Below are 18619 nucleotides of genomic sequence, written 5' to 3' on the forward strand. Positions count from 1 at the left end.
CAATAAGTGGTCTATTTGATTCTTCTAACCATTCACTACTCTTAAATTCTTAACACAGAAACAAGGTATCTTGCCTTTTTCTTAACCTTTACGAAACGACTAGTTTTTCTTCATTGGTCAGATTTGGCACAGCAAATTTTTAACCTAATCTATCTATGAAAAAACTTTTACACACATTACTATTAGCACTTTTGTTTTCTAGTGTTGCCATTGCGCAAAACGGAATCATTAGTGGTAAAGTGACTGACGAAATTGGCTTAGGGTTACCTGGAGCCACAGTTTTTATTCCGACTATAAATAAAGGAAGCGTTACAGATGTTAACGGTAACTATACCATAATTGAAATACCTGCAGGAGATCATAACATAACGGTTTCTTATGTAGGTTATAAAAAAGTAGAACAATTGATTACCGTGGTGGCTGGCCAAACTACTTTGGGTAATATTACTATGGAGCCTGGTTACACTCAAACCGGAGAAGTAATGGTAGTAGGCGATAGATTAAAAGGTCAGGCCAAAGCATTGAATCAGCAGCGTACAAATGCCAACATCACTAATGTAGTCTCTGCCGATCAAGTAGGTCGTTTTCCTGATGCCAATATTGGTGATGCACTAAAGAGAATCCCGGGTATAACTATTCAAAATGACCAAGGAGAAGCTAGGAATATTATTATTAGAGGCCTTGCACCACAGTTGAATTCGGTAACACTTAATGGTGAAAGAATTCCCTCTGCCGAAGGCGATAACCGAAACGTTCAGCTGGATTTAATTCCTTCAGATATGATTCAAACCATTCAGGTAAACAAAGCAGTGTTACCAAATATGGATGCCGATGCCATTGGTGGCTCTGTAAATTTAGTTACTCGTTCTGAACCTACCGGACAAAGACTTTCAGGAACTTTAGCTTCAGGCTACAATTTTCTTTCAGATAAAGCCATTTGGACAGGTTCACTGGTGGCTGCCGATCGTTTTGCCAACGGAAAATTGGGAGCAGTTTTTTCAGCTTCTTACAACAATCATAACTTTGGCTCAGACGATATTGAAGCAGTTTGGGTGAAAGGAGATGACGGCAATACTTACATTGACGAATTCGACATTAGAGAATACAGAGTACAAAGAATAAGAAGAAGCGCCAACCTTGCTTTGGATTACCAAATCAATAAGAATAACAAAATCTTTCTTTCAGGAACCTACAACTGGAGAGATGATTGGGAGAACCGTTTTAGAATGCGAGTAAGCAAACTAGAAGACGCATTCAATGATGGAGATTTTACGAGCCTTGGAAATAATAAGTATAATGTTTCTGCTGCCCGAGTAGAATTTCAAACCAAAGGTGGAATTGGAAACGATAGGGTAGATAACCGTAGACTTGAAGACCAAAGAAACAGAAACCTATCTTTGAAAGGCGAACACCAATTGGACAGATTGAAAATGACTTGGTCTGCTACCTATGCAAAAGCTTCTGAAGAAAGACCAAACGAAAGATATTTAAGCTATAGGTCTAAAAATCAAAGTGTAAATGTAGATTTAAGCAATCCAGAATTTCCGCTTGCCATATTAGCAAACCCAGCCGATAATGCAGGTATTGGATTTAATGAGCTTTCAGAACAGAACGGATACACTTTCGATAGAGACATAAATGGTAAGTTAGACTTTGCCCTTCCAATATCTGAAAATGGAATTTTAAAATTTGGAGGTAGAGCCAGAATCAAGAAAAAGGAAAGAGATAATAATTTCTTTGCTTACGAACCAACAGATGAAAATGCTTTTGGTGCAACAATTGGTGACATACCAAACAATGATTATTCTGAATCTGATTTCTTACCAGGAAGCCAGTTTAGAGCGGGTATATTCGGAACACCAAAATTTTTGGGTGGCCTAAATCTAAATTCTGGTCAATTCGATTCTGAAGATATTTTGGAAGAGTATTTAGCGGGTAATTATAGTGCTACTGAAAATATTTATGCGGCTTATGCCATGTCGGATATTCAGTTTACAGATGAGTTTTCTGCCATTTTAGGCTTAAGGCTAGAGTCTACCAGCATCGACTATAAAGGGTATGTGTATGATATTGATGAAGAGGAAGGACTTGGTGAAGTAGAGGATTCTCAGAGCTACACTAACTTTATGCCTGGTGTTCACTTAAACTACAATTTTTCTGATTTTTCAATTTTAAGATTTGCCTTTACCAACACCATTGCCAGACCAAACTATTATGACCTTGTTCCTTATGTGCAGTTCAGTGCCGAAGACGAGGAGCTAGAAAAAGGTAACCCAGAATTGAAGGCTACAACTTCAATGAACTTTGACCTGATGTACGAAAACTATTTCGATAATATTGGTATCGTTTCAGGTGGGGTGTTTTACAAAAACCTCGATAACTTCATTTACCCTCAAAGGGTAGAAGGTTATAACGATCCCGTATATGGTAATGATTTGCAATTTACTACCGCAAAAAATGGTGGAACAGCAGAGATTTACGGGCTTGAAGTTTCTTTCCAAAGACAAATCTGGAAAGGTCTAGGGCTGTATTTGAACTATACTTACACCGGCTCTAATACTACTGGTATTCAAGGTAGAGAAGCCGATGATTTAGAACTTCCAGGTACTGCCAATAACATGTTCAATGCGTCTCTTTCTTACGAAACAGAAAAGTTAGTATTAAGAGCCTCGCTAAACTATGCCAGCGACTATATTGATGAACTTGGTGGAGAGAGTTTCGATGACAGATACTACGACAAGCAGACATTTGTAGATGTAAATGGTTCTTATGCCTTCAGTAATAATTGGAGATTCTTTTTTGAAGTAAAGAACTTAACTAATCAGCCATTGCGCTATTACCAAGGCATTAGCTCTAGAACCATGCAAGCTGAATATTACAACGTTAGGTTTAATGCTGGTGTAAAATTCGATTTGTTTAATAATTAATAAGTAAGGAAAAGTATTTGAGATAAACCTGTGACCCTGATCTCGATGTATCGAGATCAGGGTTTGCTGATTTTTCGACTAGTACAAAATGACTACTTCTTTTCAAATTTTATTTATGAAGAAAATAACCCTAAATATTGCGCTTGCAGTTAGCCTTACTATGGTGGCTTGCGGAGCTGCAAAAGAGAAAACTGTTATAGATACAGACATTATCAAGCCAGTTATTATTACAGAAGCAACACTTCACGATACCGATGACCCTGCTATTTGGGTTAACCCAAATGATCCTGCTCAAAGTATGATTATTGGTACTGATAAGGACGTTGATGGTGCATTATATGCCTTCGATTTAAACGGAAAGGTGATTGAAGAAAGAACTGTAAGAGGTTTAAAAAGACCCAATAATGTCGATATCGAATATGGTTTGGTCATAGGTAACGATACGGTTGATATAGCTGTAACTGGCGAAAGATTTACCCATAACATGCGTGTATTTGCTTTACCAGAAATGAAACCTATTGACAATGGCGGAATTCCAGTTTTTGAAGGTGAAGAAGGCGCTGAATTCCGTGGTTTAATGGGGGTAGCCCTTTATAAGAGACCAACCGATGGAGCAATTTTTGCGATTATGGGTAGAAAAACGGGTCCTGTAGATGGTACTTATTTATGGCAATATTTATTAGAAGGAACTGCTGAAGGTACCGTAAAAGCGACTTTGGTGAGAAAATTCGGATATTTTAGTGGTGTTAAAGAAATCGAAGCTATTGCTGTAGATAACGAATTAGGCTTTGTGTACTATTCAGATGAAAACGTAGGGGTGAAGAAGTATTACGCAGATCCTGAAATGGGAAATAAGGAATTGGCCTTGTTTGGAAAATCGACTTTTTTAGATGATAACGAAGGTATTTCCATTTTTGACGCTGGTAATGGTAAAGGATTTATTCTGGTGTCAGATCAGCAGGCTAATCAGTTTCAAATCTTTTCGAGAGAAGGAACTGCCGACAACCCCCATCAGCATGAGCTATTGAAAACCATCAAGGTTTCAACAAACGAAAGTGATGGATCTGAAATTAGCAATGTAGCCTTTAACGATACCTTTAAACATGGAATCTTTGTTGCTATGTCAGATAATCGCACTTTTCAATATTATAAGGTCGAAGATATTTTAGGTGAACTATTAAAAAAGTAAGATAAAAAACTCAACACTTTAGTTTGAAAGTCTAGGCGCCCCGAAAGGTAAGCCTAGACTTTATTTTTTCTAATCTACGGTAGACGTTTCCATCGAATCTTTACCGCTGAAATTTTTTCGGTTTCTAAACGAATTTCGCTCAGTATTTTAAAGTCATTTTTTAGGTAAAAGGGGAGTGGGATGGGGTACAATGATCCATCTGATTTTTTACAGGTGTCATTGTCTATTACCCAGCCATTAAGCGTTTCAAAGTCATGCTTGGCTAAGGTTATCAGTTTTTTTCCTAACCCTTGTTTTTGAAAATCACTATCTAAAATTATTGAAAACCATGTCTCTTCATTCCGAATAAAAACACAAAGCCAGCCTATAATTGTTTGATTAAGGTTGTAAAGAATGTAATGCTTCAGTTGCTCTATTTTGTTAAGGAACTCGTCAAATTCAGCTATGGTAGTGTAGCCTAATGAGGCCGGATATTCAGCATTCCATAAAGTCATTATCCTTTCTTTTTGCTCTCCTGATAATCGTTTGGTTTGAATGACTTGCATATGACTAATGAAAGGTAGAAAGTTGGATGGACTATTTACTTATTTGCTCCTGAAAAGTAATGGTTATTCATTCTTCTTATCTTAGCCATATTATTGAATAATTTTGAATCATGGCCAGTCGTAAAAGTATTTTCTTCATCCTTTTTCTAATATCATTTGCAGGCTTGGCAAATGCACAAGATATTCTTCCCTTTAGAGAAATACCTCCTGCAGCAAAGGTCTACACTTCAGGAACATTAATGGGACGAATGACGGACGGACTTGGCTTTCGGTTTTATTGGGCTACACAAGGGCTTACTAATGAAAACTTAAGCTTTAAAGCAGGAGAGGAATCGAGAACTATAGGAGAAACAATTGATCATGTTTACACTTTGGTATTAATGTTTACCAATGCGGTAATGGAACAACCTACTACTTTTCCGGTCGAAAGCAATGAGCTTAGTTTCGAAGAGAAGAGAGCTAAGGTGCTTTCCTTTATTCAAACCAGTAGCGCCTTATTAAAAATGAGTAACGATGAAGATTTTGAACGTTACAATTTGGTATTTCAATCCGCCAATGGGAGTGGGCAAAAGTTGCCTTTTTGGAATGGACTGAATGGCCCATTGGAAGATGCTCTGTGGCATATTGGTCAAGTGGTTACGCTCAGGCGAATGGCGGGCAACCCAATCAATCCCAAAATCGATTTTATGAATGGGGTGGTCAATAATTAATTATATATTATTTAGAATAATCGGGATCTATATTGGTAGAATCAGGGATGGGCTCTGTACTGTTACCTTTAGCTATGGTCATTCCTCGCGATACTTTTGCAATTGTGCCATTTTTCAGAAACTCAAGCATAGTGTTTTTATGATATGTAATGTAATTGTCAAAAAAAAGATCTTCTGGTTTTAGTTGGTTAGGAATATACCGGTATTTGAAAATCGAAACAGACATGTCTATTGAGTCTTCTTTTACATTTATCACCTTCCATAATTCATATTTATTTTCAGAAGTCTCGTAAGCATTACGTAAGGCATAAATATCATTCACCTGAGGGTTTTCTAGGTATGCACTATATTTATTTTTCCTTGATATACTCTGAACAACAAGGAGTCCGATTATTAGAGTGAGTATAATTGAGCCTAAAAACAGATACCAAGGCGGTTTAACTGTAGCTTTAAGCTGCTTTGCCATTTCTCTTACTTCCTCTGAAGTTTCATAAATTCTTACTACGTGTTTACAGTTAGAACACACAATACCCATTGTTTTTCTGTATGGAAAGAGGGGGATCCAAATTATGTGAAGGTATGAAGCAGATACAGATATGATATTGTTCTCACTTTGGCAATTAGCGCAAGTTATGCCTGAAAACGGAGCCCGTTTTAGGTTTTTAGTAGATGTGCCGGCAGGTATCATAGTGCATTGAAATTAAAAAGAGGTCAATAATTAAAGATAATTCGCAAAGTTATCCTCGATAATTTCTCGTAGCATTTTAGCTGTTAATGGTTTAGAACTATAACCTCTAATGTATTTATACTTAGTAGCTTTTAGTTTGTCTTCTACAGCATCTGAAGTGCTCAGCATCATCATTATGCAGTGGTCTTTTTGAGTTGAATCCAACTTGTCATACTCATCTAAAAACTCCCAACCGTTCATTCTGGGCATATTGATGTCAAGAAAAATCAAATCAGGTTGATTTTCTTCAGGGCAATTGGTAAGGTATTCTAATGCCTCAATTCCGTCTTCAACAATGATTATTGACTCTGTAACGTTCTCTGCTTCAATTACCATTCTATGATACAAGTTATCAGCAGGGTTGTCATCAACTAGTAGTATAGCCCTTAATTTCTTTTTCATACCTGCTTTTTCTTAATAGTGAAATAAAATGTAGTACCCTGCTGGTCATTAGGCTCAAACCATATTTCGCCTTTATGCCTTTCAATTATTTTTTTGCAATGGGCTAATCCAATACCTGTGCCTGTATATTCTGACTGCTTATGTAGCCTTTGAAAAATTTGAAAAATTTTGTCTTTGTATTGAGGGGCAATGCCTATTCCATTATCAATAATGGAAAATTTATGATTGGTTTTTTCTTCCTGATATCCAATTTCGATAGAAGGAGTTTTATCTATTTTTCTAAACTTAATAGCATTGTTGATTAAGTTTTGAAAGACAATTCTTATCTCGGTTTCAGCACCATGTACTGTTGGTAGATTTCCAACTTTTATTTTAGCATTGGTTTCGTTGATTAATGCCGACAAATCCTCAATAACTTGTGTTACTATGCTTTTAGTATCGATTTCGGTTTTTTCCTTTTCTTTCCCAATTCTACTATAGTCAAGAATATCATGAATAAGAGTCTGCATTCGAGTAGCAGCAGATTCAATAAACTGAAGAATCTCAACTCCCTGCTTATCTAACGTGCTTTTATACATTTTAGAGAGTAGGCCTGAGTAGTTCGTGATTGTTCTTAATGGTTCTTGCAAATCGTGCGATGCGATGTAAGAAAATTCCTGTAGCTCTTTGTTTTTGTTTTTCAGTTCATGTACATACTGCCGATTCAGTTCTTCAGCTTTCTTTTCTAAACTAATGTCTTTCTCAAAAGTAAGGTGTTGGTAAATTTCACCTTCGGAATTTCTAAAGGGAATAATGGTTAAGTGTGACCAACGTGTTTTACCCGATTTGGATTTGTTCAATATTTCGCCTCGCCAAACCTGCCCCATAGATACTGTTTTTCCCATGCCTTCATAAAATTCAGGCGGATGATGATCTGTTTGAACCAATCGGTAGCCCTCCTCAAGAATTTCAGTTCTAGAATAACCAGAGGTTTCACAAAACATGTCGTTTACATAAAGTATTTTTTGTGTGGGTGATGCAATTGTCACAGACATTACTTGGTCAATGGCATATTTGTAGTCTAAAAGTTCTTGGTTTACCGCATTATAAGACTGTTCTAACTCAACTTTTTGTTTCAAAATCATATTGATTCTTTTCCCATATAGAGTGATTAAAACACTACCAATTAAAATTAGAACTATCGAATACACCGCAAGGCCCAAATCAATATTCAGTACAGCTGTGTCGATTAGTCTTGAAAGTATGGAGCTAATGAGTATTGGCAATATTAGAATGACGGGTAGAACAGACTTAATTATTTTGTCGCCATAACGGTTACTATTGAGGAATGACGTAAAACCGATTGTTGGATTAACTAGAGAACAGCTTATACTGAGAAAAATGAAAGATAAGGAAGTGTGAACGGCCATTGTATCCATTACTTTTAATCTTCCTTCTATAGGTACTCTAAGAATAAAAAATATCAACGAAAGTAGATTAGTTATAAAAATGATTATTGCGACTGATTCACCATACTGCTTGTTTACTTGTTTCTTAGATGATACGAGCCAAAAGGATAGGCTAAAAATCAAAAAACACATCATAGTAGCAACAGACATTCTACCGATTGACTTTGATGAAATATTGTCTTCGATTAATAGTGTAGCTATTACATCTATATTAAAAAGGTATTCTATTAGAGTAACTCCGCAAATGATAATAATAGGAAGTGTAAGCAATAAAGGGATTTTTCTATTCGAAGGTTTTAAGGTGAATGTATAGAGAACTAAACCAGAAAATAAAAAACAAACAGCAGTGTTAAATTTCATTGTAGGGCCAAATTCTACAATTCTCAAAATCATTGGAGTTTGAGAAACCCAGCCTGTTATCACGATTAGAGAGAATGAAATAGTTAATAGGGCGAGGCCTCTGATTGTTTTAATTGCAGAAAATCTAGCTAATCGATGCGGCATACACTATACTTAATGAAAAACGGATATCCCCTTTGTTTTTATTAAGATAGTGATAATAATTAGAATATAGTAATGTTCTATTTTTGGGTTTAAAAAGGAGGCTAATATAATGGAACTATAGAGGGTTTTTCATTGGAGGCCAATTTATGACAGGCTGAAAATTTGAATAAAAGAGTTGAGAGTTTGAATATTGTTTTTTAATATAAAAAAAGCAGGTTGCTGAGTAAGCAACCTGCTTTTGGGTTTGAAGATAAAATTCACTAATACTTCGCAGGAGTACCTGCTGGTGGTATTGAATTCTTGATAAACTCTCTGATATCTTCGTTCGATTGAGCTAAATCCTCAGCTCTCAAATACATCATATGACCACTGCGGTAACCTTTAAAGCTCATTCTGTCTTTTAGTTTACCACTTGGGTCGGTCTGCCACATGTTGTATTTAGCATTAAAGTAAGTTGTAGCGCCATCGTAGTAGCCACTTTGTGTCATAACCTTTAAGTAAGGATTCATGGCCATTGCCTTGCGTAAGCTTTCTGCAGAATTATCGCCTGATCGATCCCAAGGGTTAACAGGCCCAAACATGTTGTATTTGATGTCTGTTTTGTAGCCTAACTCATTCATGAAATATTGGTTAATGGCAGGAGTAAATGAATGCAACCAAGATGTAAGTTCAGCATTGAAATCGGGTCCCATACCTGCATCCATTCTATCAATTCCTTTGTAGCGCGAGTCTAAACGACCAACGGTATGTCCTTCATGCCGGAGTAAGTCCTTCCAAAAGAAGTTGTAAGGAACATCTAGATTGTGCTGTCTGATGATTTCTTCATCTAAACCAGAATAACGAGCAAACATTTTAATGGCTTCATTCTTTTCAGATTCCGTAGCCCAAGCACCTTTGGCCAACACAGGAATAAACTTGTTTATAGCGTAGCTTTCAACTTCATCTAATACTTCCAGCAAATCTTTGCTCTGTAAATCAGAAGGAAGTTGCTTATGGTACCAAGCGGTAGCGGCAAAATATGGCAAACGATTGGCGGCTTCTACCGGGCCGCTTCGATCGATTCCCATGTCGGTTGGAGAAACCAAAATAACACCATTTAAGTACATCCATTGATTGTTTTGTAGCTCATAGGCCATTCCGCCAACACGAGTAGTTCCGTAACTTTCCCCAATCAAATACTTGGGTGAACTCCAGCGGTTGGCACGTGTTACAAAAGTATTCACCCATTCAGATAAATAGGCAATGTCTTGTCTTACACCAAAGAAAGTCGATCTATTGGCTTTCGGGTCTGTGATTCTGGAATAGCCTGTGTTCACAGGGTTTACAAAAACAATATCCGCTACATCTAAAATGGAATTTGGGTTGTCCTTTACTCCATAAGGCTGAATAGGGTAACCTTCATCATCAATTTTAAGAATACGCGGGCCAGTATAAGCCAAGTGCATCCATACCGAAGCAGAGCCAGGGCCACCATTAAATGAAATCACCAACGGGCGACTATCTTTGTCTTTTACATCTGTTCTTTCGTAATAAGTGTAAAATAAGGTCGCAATTGGGTCTCCATTATTATCCCAAACGGGTTGGGTACCCACAGTGGCCGAGTAGGGTACACGTTTTCCTTTAATGGTTACCTCATGGTTGGTAACCACTTTGGATTCTACATCAATTTTTCGATCCTGCGCCATTACCGATGTGGTAATGGCTAAGAACGCTATTAAAGCTTTGATTTTCATATGCTATAAAATTATTGACCTGTATATCTATTTTCTTTACTTAAACTCTTATTGAGTTTTTTAACAGTATCATTCAATACTGCTTTTTTCTTCGGTTCTAACTTAACAAGCATTTCCTGCAAGTAATCGAATTGTGCTTGCTGATCGCCAGTGATTTGGCCAATCCAGCCCGAAGCGCCAAAGTAAACGCCTCTTACTCGGCTCATCAATTCAGTATACAATCCAGCTACATTTCTAATTTCTTTAGCAGCAGCCTCATCATACTTTACCTTTTTTCTGTCTAACTGACTTAGGTGTCTTTGCAATTCAGCAAGTTCACCCATGGCTTCGGTTGCTTTCAAAGAAAACTCACCAATTTCCATCAATTTGGCTGTCCACGCTTTTCTATCAGCAATATCGATATTCAATCTTGGGTCATCTTCTACTACAAATGTTTGAGAATAGGATTTTTCTTTTACGGTTAACTTAGCTACATAATTTCCAGGTATTACTTTTGGTCCATTTAAACCGAACCCTCTACGGCCTCCTCCGCCTGTATTTGCGGTAGAAGCAGGGGCAAAGCTTTCATAATTCATGTCCCATACTTCGCGCTGAATACCTGCAACAGTGTCAGGATCCAAAGTTTTGATCAAATTGCCATGCGTATCGTGAATCGTCAATGAAATTTCGCTCTCCTTTACTGGTGCTTTTAAGTAGTAATCAATGATTGCTCCTCGAACTGGGTTCTCACCTCTAAAGAACATATCACCCACATGAGCACCTTCGCTTGTATAATTAATCATTACACCTTTATCAATGCTGAAAAGGGCAGCATCTTGGTTGGCTACAGAAGTAGTGAGTTCTTGAATTGAGTTAAGGTTATCTAAAATCCAAACGCCACGCCCGTGCGTAGCCAAAACCAAATCATTGTCTCTTGGGTGAATTACTAGATCATTGAAAGGCAAAGTCGGCATATTGTTCTTCAGCTCAATCCAGTTTTTACCACCATTGTTACTAATGAAAAGGCCTAATTCAGTTCCCAAATAAAGTAAGCTTGGGTTTTTAGGGTCTTCTCTTAAAGTTCTCGCTACACGATCTGCTGGTAGATTTCCTGTAATTGAAGTCCAGTTTTTACCACCGTCAACAGTTTTGTATACATAGTTTTTGAAATCGTTATTTCTGTAATTGTTAATGGCTACATAGGCCGTTCCTGCATTGTGGCTTGAAACCTCGATAGTGTTAATCCACGTTTCTTTTGGCAAGCCACTCAGTTTTGAAGTAACATCCGTCCATGTTTGGCCATCATCACTCGACACTTGAAGCAATCCGTCATCTGTTCCTGCATAAAGCAAGCCTTGCGTAAAGCGATCTTCGGCCACTGCAGTAAGGGTAGGGTAGTACGGAATTCCATCATCTAATGAAGCTGTGTTTTCTGTAGCTCTTCTCCCCATGATTTCTAAATCTCTACGGTTTACCTTGGTGGTTAAATCACCCAAAGATTCCCATGAGTTTCCGCCATCTGTACTTTTCCAAAGCACGTTAGTACCTGCATAAATTGTATTAGGGTTATGGTAAGAAAGGAAGAAAGGTCCGTCCCAGTTGGCTGGAGCCATGGCATTCTCCAAATCTGGCTCAGGCAAACCTGGTCCCCAGAAATCCCAGTTTCTTCTTGCGCCAATAGCGCCTTTCGGGTCGCCTGGTCTGATTGATTTTCTTTGACCAGTGTTTAAATCTAGTTTGAAAAGCCCTAAATATTGAGACTCACCATACATCACGCCTTCTTGGGTGTGGTGTGGTAAACTTAAGAAACCGTCTCCACCACCAGTTCTTCTCCAGTCTGAATTAAGAATTCCATCACTGTTGTAAGTAGCGTTAGGGCCTACCCAGCTACCATTGTCTTGTAATCCGCCATAAATATTATATGGTTCTGCATTATCTACTGCAATTCTGTAAAACTGACTTACTGGTAAATTGGTAACAAATAGCCAAGTTTTGGTTTGGTCGTAAGAAATACCAATTCCACCATCATCACCTTTGATTACATGACGAGAATCGTTAGGATTTACCCAAACAATTCTGTCATCACCATGCAATGACTGACGAGGAGCAGTGAACGTTTTTCCGCTATCCGTAGAATAACTGAACTGGTTTTGCATGTAAATACGCTTATCGTCATTTGGGTCTACATATGGTTGACTAGCGTACATTGGTCTTGGATTCCAATCACTCATAAATTTCCAGGTTTCACCTTTGTCGTCAGAACGGTATAAGCCAGCTCTACGCTCGTTGTAAGCCGTAGAAGCATTGTATTGGAAACCTTGCTCTACAGAAGCATAAATGATATTCGAATTTTTTCCATAAATGGAAATACCAATACGGCCATACTCACCTTCAGGTAAACCATTCGTTAGTTTTTTCCATGTTTTACCACCATCGGTAGATTTGTGTAATCCACTTCCTGGTCCACCACCATCAAAACCATAAGGCCTTCTTCTTCTTTGGTAAGTGGCTGCAATTAAAATATTAGGGTTGCTTGGATCCATTGCCACATCTACAACTCCTGTATCGTCATTTACATAAATAATGCGCTCCCAGCTTTTACCACCATCAGTGGTTTTGTAAAGACCTCTTTCGTTATTTGGGCCCCATAAATGTCCCATTGCTGCTACATAGGCAATGTCTGGGTTGGTAGGGTGCAATGCAATTCTGCCAATATGATGAGAATCCTTTAAGCCTACATTGGTCCAGGTTTTACCTGCATCAGTAGATTTGTAAACACCATCTCCCCATGAAGAACTTTGACGGTTGGCACGTTCACCAGTTCCGACCCATATGATGTTTGGATTGCTTTGGTTTAGTGCAATAGCTCCAATTGAGTGGGTAGTTTCATTTTCAAAAACTGGAGTAAAGGTGACACCATTGTTTGTGGTTTTCCACATTCCGCCTGTAGCGGTGGCCACGTAGAAAATATAAGGGTCACTTTCTTGTACGGCTAAATCTACTACTCTTCCGCTCATATTGGCTGGGCCAATATGTCTGAGGTCTAAATCAGCGTAGGTTTCTGATTTGATTTGCCCCATAACTTGGGTAGAGAATAAGATGATTAACAGTCCTGATAAAGATAGGAGTCGTTTCATAGTTAAGTATTTGAATTGATTTTGGAAATCAAGATAAGCAAAGGAATTAAACGGCAAGATTGATTTTTTAAGAGCGGTGAGCAGGGATTGTCGGTTAATGATTATTCAGAACTTTTCTCTTACTTGCGAGTTGAATGAATCTCGAAACCTGGTCAGTTCTGGATTAGACTTAAGCCTTTAATGCGACTATTACTTTCTTTCCTTTTTCTATTCTTAACTATCGGTGTAAATGCTCAAGACATTATTACTTATCGACCTAAGGTAGTTGAGTTTACTTCCGAATATCTTTCTAATTATGAAGCTTATGAGAAGCCTGTTGGTGAAAATAACTCCATATCGAGTATAGCTAAAGATAACTTGCTGAGAGTGAGGTTAGGGGTGCCGCTTATTCTAAAGGAAAAAACACTTTTTGGCTTTCAGTTTAAGTATTATAAACAATCCTATGGTGTTGGGACAGGCCAACAAGGAGAACTGTTCAATTTTTTGAATAACAATCACCTCAATAATGCTGGACTTAATTTTCTATATCAAAGGAACATTTCAAAAGAGAAAAAATTCTCTCTGATTGTTCTAACTGAACTGGCCAGTGATACCTGGAGTATTAACCGGTTTTCGAGCAGGTATTTGGCAATGGGAGAATACAGCAAACAATTGAATGAGAGTACAATTGTTGGCTATGGTGGTGTAGTGAATTACGCTTTGGGGCTTTTAAATATCTATCCAACATTTACTTACAAAAAGCAACTTTCTGATAAAATCTTATTTGAAGCTATTTTACCGAGTTCAATTAATTTGAGATACCATTGGAAAAAGGGCACGTACTTTATTTATCAAACTGAGTTGGTGAACTGGAGATTTAACCTTACAGATGCCCTGAAAAATGAAGCACATTTGATTACTCTTCAGAGGGCCGATATTTATTTTAAACTCAAACTAGAGCAAGAAATTCATGATTGGCTTTGGATGGGTATTGATGTGGGTTACGTTCATAACCTGACGTACTTTACGGTGAACCCTGGTGATAGGATCAAGAAGGCGATAGGTGAGTATGATATTAAAGACTCAAGCTATTTGCGTTTTTCTATCTTTATGGTTCCTCCCAGAAAGTTATGGGATTCACTTTAAGGCTTAGTTCGTACTTAACCCTCCAAAAGTTGATGCGCTTATCTCATCAGAAGCTATTGAGTTTAGCAGAGTTATGAATGAAAACTTTTGGAGGGTTTTATCCTAAAGTTATTTCTTTGGAGGTCTCTAATGCCTATGGCTTGAAAACCACCCGAATAGTTTCTGTTGAAGCTTTTGAAGCCCCATTTTCATCCGTAGCTGCTTGCCAAGCTGGACCTTCTTTTATCAATCGTATAGCCTCTTCATCAAAAACCTGCCCTAAGCTTTTCTTGATTTCGAAATTGCTCAATGAGCCATCAGAATTAATGGTAAACTCTACTCGAACAGCCCCTCTGTTTTTTATCCCACCCTTGGGGTAAATGATGTTTTCCTCCAAGTACTTTCTATAATGGGCTCTTCCTATAATTGGCTCTGCTTTATGGTTATTGAGGCCTTCTTTTCTGTTTGTTTTGATATGACCAGTAACTACCACTTCGGCTAAATAGGTAGCATCAGCTTCCATTCGGATAGTGTCATTCATTTTAGAAAGATCGTTCAATCTAAATTCCTGAGTAACATAGCCTAAATGGCGAATGACATATGTAATCGAAGTATCAGCTAAAATTTCTGCTTTGCCTTGAATATTTGTGGCAATGTCTTGGGTTGTGTTTTTGATTATAACTGACACTTGAGGCAAGGGGGAAAGGTCACTGGCATCAACAACCGTTAAAGTTATTTTTGGTTCATCAATCTTAACTCCAGCCACTCGACTTTGAAGCATGCTTTGAATGTCCATAGCTCTGGCACTTTCAGCTTCAGCTTTTTCTTCGGCTAGGGTTTTAGCAGCTTCCATTCTCACGGCCTCTTCCATTTTTGCTTTTGCAGTATTGGTTTCTGTTGCTTTTGAAAGAGCTTTTAAATCGGCTTTTTCTGGTTCAGCTTCAATACTCATATCAAATACCACCTCTGCCAATTCTTCTTCATCGGCAATAGGGGGGAGCGTCATTGTCTTTGGCTTAGCATCGGTGTGTGATGCCATTAATTTTGGTTTTTCCAGTTGATCTGGATTGATAAATTCAAGACTATCCGTGGTTGGTCTTGTCTCGGTTTTAACTTCTTTTTTTGCAGTGGATTTTTCAGGTGCTTCATCCTTCTTCTGTAACCAGAAGAAGGCAAAGGATGCCGTAATTAGAATCAATAAAGTGGCGGCCAATCTTCTGGTAGTTGTCCAGAAACCGATTCGTTCTTTTTCATCCAGTCGTTGATCTAAACGGTTTTCAAGCTTGGTTAAGTCTGTGTTTAGGTCGGTTTCTGAAATTCCTTCCCAGCCTTCTAATGCATCGGTATAGAACGGGTCTTCCAACATCAGTTTTTCAACCTGATGTTGTTGCTCAGCATTTAAAAGTCCTTTTTTATAGGCTTCTAATACTTTGGGAGTCAATTGTTCAATATGGTTATGCTTCTTTTTCACGAAGATTTTCTACACATATTTTTAAATTTCTACGTCCGTTCTGAATGTAGCTTTTCACTTTCTTTAAATCAAAACCTGTCAATGCTACTACTTCTTGATAACTCTTCTTTTCTATATAAAAGAACTGTACACAGACTTTTTGTTCTTTATTTAGTTGACTAATGCAGTCTTCCAGTTTAGTCAAATCACTTTCCAATGCATTGGGCTCGGTATCATGATGCACGGCCAAGGCAATTTCCATAACGGCTTCTCCATTTTCTACAGAATGCCCTTGCGACTTTTGTTTTCTGAGCAGCATTAAGCATTCGTTTTTGGTGAGTACATACAGCCAGCTTTTAAAGTTCTCTACTTTTTGATTTTGTAGCTGCGAAAGCAACTTCTCAAAAACCTGCATCACCATGTCTTGAGCTGCATCGCGGTCTTTTAAATACTTCAAACAAACTCCATAAACTAAGTTCATATAGCGCTTATACAACTCACCAAGCCACCTATTGTCCTGATCTTCTTGATAAGCGAAAATCAGCTCTAGGTCAGTCTTCTGGGCGATATCTGTTCGTTTTTTCGAGAACAACGGATTAAAAATGAATTTTTTTCTCTGCTTTTATGGAATCTTCAAGAACCGTGCATCTCAAGGTTAAAGAATTTTTTACATAAACCTTTTAGTCATGAAGAATTTAATAATAGTAATGATGCTGTTCACTGGCATTTTCCACAACAGCCCAGCCAGAGATTTTCAAAAAGAAGTCACAGGGATTGTGAAAAGTGCTGATAATAGCCTTCCGCTACCTCAAGTATCTGTATTGATTAAAGGGACTACCCAAGGTGTTTCCACGGATGCTAATGGCAAGTACAGCATTACCGTACCCAATAACGAAACGGTATTGATTTTTAGGCACTTGGGCTATATTACCCAAGAAGTAAAAGTAGGAAAACAATCGGTAATCAATGTTAGCCTTAAAGTAGATGAACAGGAAATGGCAGAAATCATAGTAAAAGGGCAAATGGAAGCAGAACAAACAAGGAAAATCTGGATTGGAGCTATAGCAGATCAAGAAGAAATGAAGATCGATATCTCTTCCCAAATGTACATGCAACCTGAGAATAACTTTTCTACAGCTTACCAGTATCCAAAAGAATTAAGTCAGGAAGATTATGCTGAAATAAAAGAAAATGGCTTCAATACCCCATGGAAGAATCCTTTTTCCACTTTCTCTATTGATGTAGATGCGGCTTCATATAGCAATGTTCGCAGGTTTATTAATGACGGGAAAGTGCCTCCGAAGGATGCTGTAAAAATTGAAGAAATGATCAATTACTTTAATTACGATTATAAGGAACCGAGAGGGAAACATCCATTTGCAGTACAGCATGAAGTATCTGATGCGCCTTGGAATACCAAGCATAAACTTGTTCATATAGGAATTCAAGGAGAGAAGATTGAGGTAGATAAATTACCGCCTGCCAACCTTGTTTTCTTGGTCGATGTGTCGGGCTCGATGAGTGCTGACAATAAACTGCCTTTGCTCAAAAAATCGTTGAAGCTTTTAGTGAACCAAATGCGTGAAGAAGATCATGTGGCCATTGTGGTCTACGCGGGTGCAGCAGGAGAGGTGCTGCCTTCTACTTCGGGTAAGGAAAAAATCAAGATTATAGAGGCATTGGATAAATTGAATGCTGGTGGTTCAACGGCTGGTGGGGCTGGTATTGAACTGGCTTACAAAATCGCGAAGCAGAATTTTCTGAAGGAAGGAAATAATCGCGTGATATTGGCTACTGATGGTGACTTTAATGTAGGAGCATCCAGTAATAAAGCCATGGAAGACTTGATTGAAGAGAAGCGTAATGAAGGCGTTTTCTTGACTGTTTTAGGTTACGGAATGGGCAATTACAAAGACTCTAAAATGGAGCTTTTGGCCGACAAAGGAAATGGCAACCATGCTTACATTGATAATATTTTGGAAGCCAAAAAAGTATTGGTAAACGAGTTTGGAGGAACGCTTTTTACCATTGCCAAGGATGTTAAAATTCAAGTAGAATTTAATCCAGCCACTGTACAAGCCTATCGTTTGATTGGTTATGAGAACAGAAAACTGAATGATGAAGATTTTAATAACGATAAAAAGGATGCTGGAGAATTAGGTGCTGGCCATACGGTAACCGCCTTGTATGAAGTTATTCCAGTAGGTGTAAACAGTCAGTTCAAACCGTTGGACGATTTGAAATACCAGAATAACGAATTGAAGCAAACCACAGGAAATACGACAGACTTAATGACTGTGAAACTTAGATACAAAAAGCCTGATGGAGATACCAGTATTTTGTTGCAGCAAGTCATTAAAAATGAATCTGTGAAACTGACCGACACCTCAGAGAACTTCCGTTGGTCGGCTGCTGTGGCTGGTTTCGGGATGCTACTTCGCAATTCAGAATACAAAAATAACCTGACTTTCAATACGGTAATCCACTTGGCCAAAGGTGCAAAAGGTCAAGACAAAGAAGGCTATCGTGCTGAGTTTATCAGGTTGGTTGAAATGGCAGGCTTATTCTAAGTAAAAACGTAGCTAAAAGGTTTCGCTAAGTAAAAGACCTGCCAGGTTTCCAAAATCTGACAGGTCTTTTTGATTCTTCCCGAATTTTCTATTTAGAGCCATGAACAGACAGCTGCATTAGTTTATCTCGTCCCTACAGGACTTTCTTGAATATAGAGTCGAGTTTTCCAAAGGGTTACACCCTTCGTTAAGCT

At 38.1% G+C, this 18619-nt stretch carries 13 protein-coding genes; 5 read left to right on the forward strand and 8 right to left on the reverse strand.

The window, feature by feature from the left end:
- Window positions 1-155 precede the first annotated feature (155 nt).
- Complete coding sequence (locus OB69_RS01505; RefSeq protein WP_053221930.1) at window positions 156-2927, forward strand: TonB-dependent receptor; 2772 nt, start codon at window positions 156-158, stop codon at window positions 2925-2927.
- A 115-nt stretch (window positions 2928-3042) separates the two neighbouring features.
- Entirely contained in the window at window positions 3043-4116 is a 1074-nt protein-coding gene (locus OB69_RS01510) for a phytase (protein ID WP_053222089.1), read from the forward strand.
- 74 nt (window positions 4117-4190) lie between these two features.
- Here OB69_RS01510 and OB69_RS01515 read toward each other — a convergent pair whose 3' ends face one another.
- The gene (locus OB69_RS01515; protein ID WP_053221931.1) at window positions 4191-4661 is read right to left on the reverse strand and encodes a GNAT family N-acetyltransferase; all 471 of its coding nucleotides are present in this window, start codon (window positions 4659-4661) and stop codon (window positions 4191-4193) included.
- 110 nt (window positions 4662-4771) lie between these two features.
- Between OB69_RS01515 and OB69_RS01520 the strand changes: the two genes are divergently transcribed.
- Window positions 4772-5371: a DinB family protein gene (locus OB69_RS01520; protein WP_053221932.1), complete on the forward strand. Its 600-nt coding sequence runs from the start codon at window positions 4772-4774 to the stop codon at window positions 5369-5371.
- 7 nt (window positions 5372-5378) lie between these two features.
- Here OB69_RS01520 and OB69_RS01525 read toward each other — a convergent pair whose 3' ends face one another.
- The 5 genes from OB69_RS01525 to OB69_RS01545 form a co-directional block, all read right to left on the reverse strand.
- On the reverse strand, window positions 5379-5906 hold the full coding sequence (locus OB69_RS01525) for a hypothetical protein (protein ID WP_053221933.1): 528 nt from the start codon (window positions 5904-5906) through the stop codon (window positions 5379-5381).
- Between the two features lie 183 nt (window positions 5907-6089).
- Window positions 6090-6500: a response regulator gene (locus tag OB69_RS01530; RefSeq protein WP_053221934.1), complete on the reverse strand. Its 411-nt coding sequence runs from the start codon at window positions 6498-6500 to the stop codon at window positions 6090-6092.
- Complete coding sequence (locus OB69_RS01535) at window positions 6497-8452, reverse strand: sensor histidine kinase (protein WP_053221935.1); 1956 nt, start codon at window positions 8450-8452, stop codon at window positions 6497-6499. The genes OB69_RS01530 and OB69_RS01535 overlap by 4 nt, the downstream gene beginning before the upstream one ends.
- 260 nt (window positions 8453-8712) lie before the next feature.
- The gene (locus OB69_RS01540; protein WP_053221936.1) at window positions 8713-10185 is read right to left on the reverse strand and encodes a S10 family peptidase; all 1473 of its coding nucleotides are present in this window, start codon (window positions 10183-10185) and stop codon (window positions 8713-8715) included.
- 11 nt (window positions 10186-10196) lie between these two features.
- Window positions 10197-13301, reverse strand: coding sequence for a WD40/YVTN/BNR-like repeat-containing protein (locus OB69_RS01545; RefSeq protein ID WP_082338026.1), 3105 nt, complete (start codon window positions 13299-13301; stop codon window positions 10197-10199).
- Window positions 13302-13481: 180 nt separating this feature from the next.
- On the opposite strand from OB69_RS01545, the gene OB69_RS01550 reads away from it, so the two are divergent.
- On the forward strand, window positions 13482-14426 hold the full coding sequence (locus OB69_RS01550; protein ID WP_053221938.1) for a hypothetical protein: 945 nt from the start codon (window positions 13482-13484) through the stop codon (window positions 14424-14426).
- 133 nt (window positions 14427-14559) lie between these two features.
- On the opposite strand, the gene OB69_RS01555 is transcribed toward OB69_RS01550, so the two are convergent.
- Together OB69_RS01555 and OB69_RS01560 are read right to left on the reverse strand one after the other, a co-directional pair.
- A complete protein-coding gene (locus tag OB69_RS01555) occupies window positions 14560-15876 on the reverse strand; it encodes a TonB family protein (RefSeq protein WP_053221939.1) in 1317 nt (438 codons plus the stop codon).
- Window positions 15860-16447 carry an RNA polymerase sigma factor gene (locus OB69_RS01560; protein ID WP_071426676.1) on the reverse strand — a complete coding sequence of 196 codons (588 nt, stop codon included), beginning with the start codon at window positions 16445-16447 and terminating at the stop codon, window positions 15860-15862. Before OB69_RS01560 ends, OB69_RS01555 begins: the two co-directional genes overlap by 17 nt.
- Before the next feature lie 94 nt (window positions 16448-16541).
- On the opposite strand from OB69_RS01560, the gene OB69_RS01565 reads away from it, so the two are divergent.
- Window positions 16542-18425, forward strand: coding sequence for a YfbK domain-containing protein (locus tag OB69_RS01565; RefSeq protein WP_053221941.1), 1884 nt, complete (start codon window positions 16542-16544; stop codon window positions 18423-18425).
- Window positions 18426-18619: the final 194 nt, after the last annotated feature.

This window comes from Roseivirga seohaensis subsp. aquiponti, from assembly GCF_001267955.1.
In the GTDB taxonomy this organism is placed as follows: Bacteria; Bacteroidota; Bacteroidia; order Cytophagales; family Cyclobacteriaceae; genus Roseivirga; species Roseivirga seohaensis.

What these genes read in the sequence shown, in the direction of transcription:
- OB69_RS01505 (WP_053221930.1), top strand. Translation starts at nt 156, where the DNA reads ATGAAAAAACTTTTACACACATTACTATTAGCACTTTTGTTTTCTAGT.
- OB69_RS01510 (WP_053222089.1), top strand. Translation starts at nt 3,043, where the DNA reads ATGAAGAAAATAACCCTAAATATTGCGCTTGCAGTTAGCCTTACTATG.
- OB69_RS01515 (WP_053221931.1), bottom strand. Translation starts at nt 4,661, where the DNA reads ATGCAAGTCATTCAAACCAAACGATTATCAGGAGAGCAAAAAGAAAGG.
- OB69_RS01520 (WP_053221932.1), top strand. Translation starts at nt 4,772, where the DNA reads ATGGCCAGTCGTAAAAGTATTTTCTTCATCCTTTTTCTAATATCATTT.
- OB69_RS01525 (WP_053221933.1), bottom strand. Translation starts at nt 5,906, where the DNA reads ATGGGTATTGTGTGTTCTAACTGTAAACACGTAGTAAGAATTTATGAA.
- OB69_RS01530 (WP_053221934.1), bottom strand. Translation starts at nt 6,500, where the DNA reads ATGAAAAAGAAATTAAGGGCTATACTACTAGTTGATGACAACCCTGCT.
- OB69_RS01535 (WP_053221935.1), bottom strand. Translation starts at nt 8,452, where the DNA reads ATGCCGCATCGATTAGCTAGATTTTCTGCAATTAAAACAATCAGAGGC.
- OB69_RS01540 (WP_053221936.1), bottom strand. Translation starts at nt 10,185, where the DNA reads ATGAAAATCAAAGCTTTAATAGCGTTCTTAGCCATTACCACATCGGTA.
- OB69_RS01545 (WP_082338026.1), bottom strand. Translation starts at nt 13,301, where the DNA reads ATGAAACGACTCCTATCTTTATCAGGACTGTTAATCATCTTATTCTCT.
- OB69_RS01550 (WP_053221938.1), top strand. Translation starts at nt 13,482, where the DNA reads ATGCGACTATTACTTTCTTTCCTTTTTCTATTCTTAACTATCGGTGTA.
- OB69_RS01565 (WP_053221941.1), top strand. Translation starts at nt 16,542, where the DNA reads ATGAAGAATTTAATAATAGTAATGATGCTGTTCACTGGCATTTTCCAC.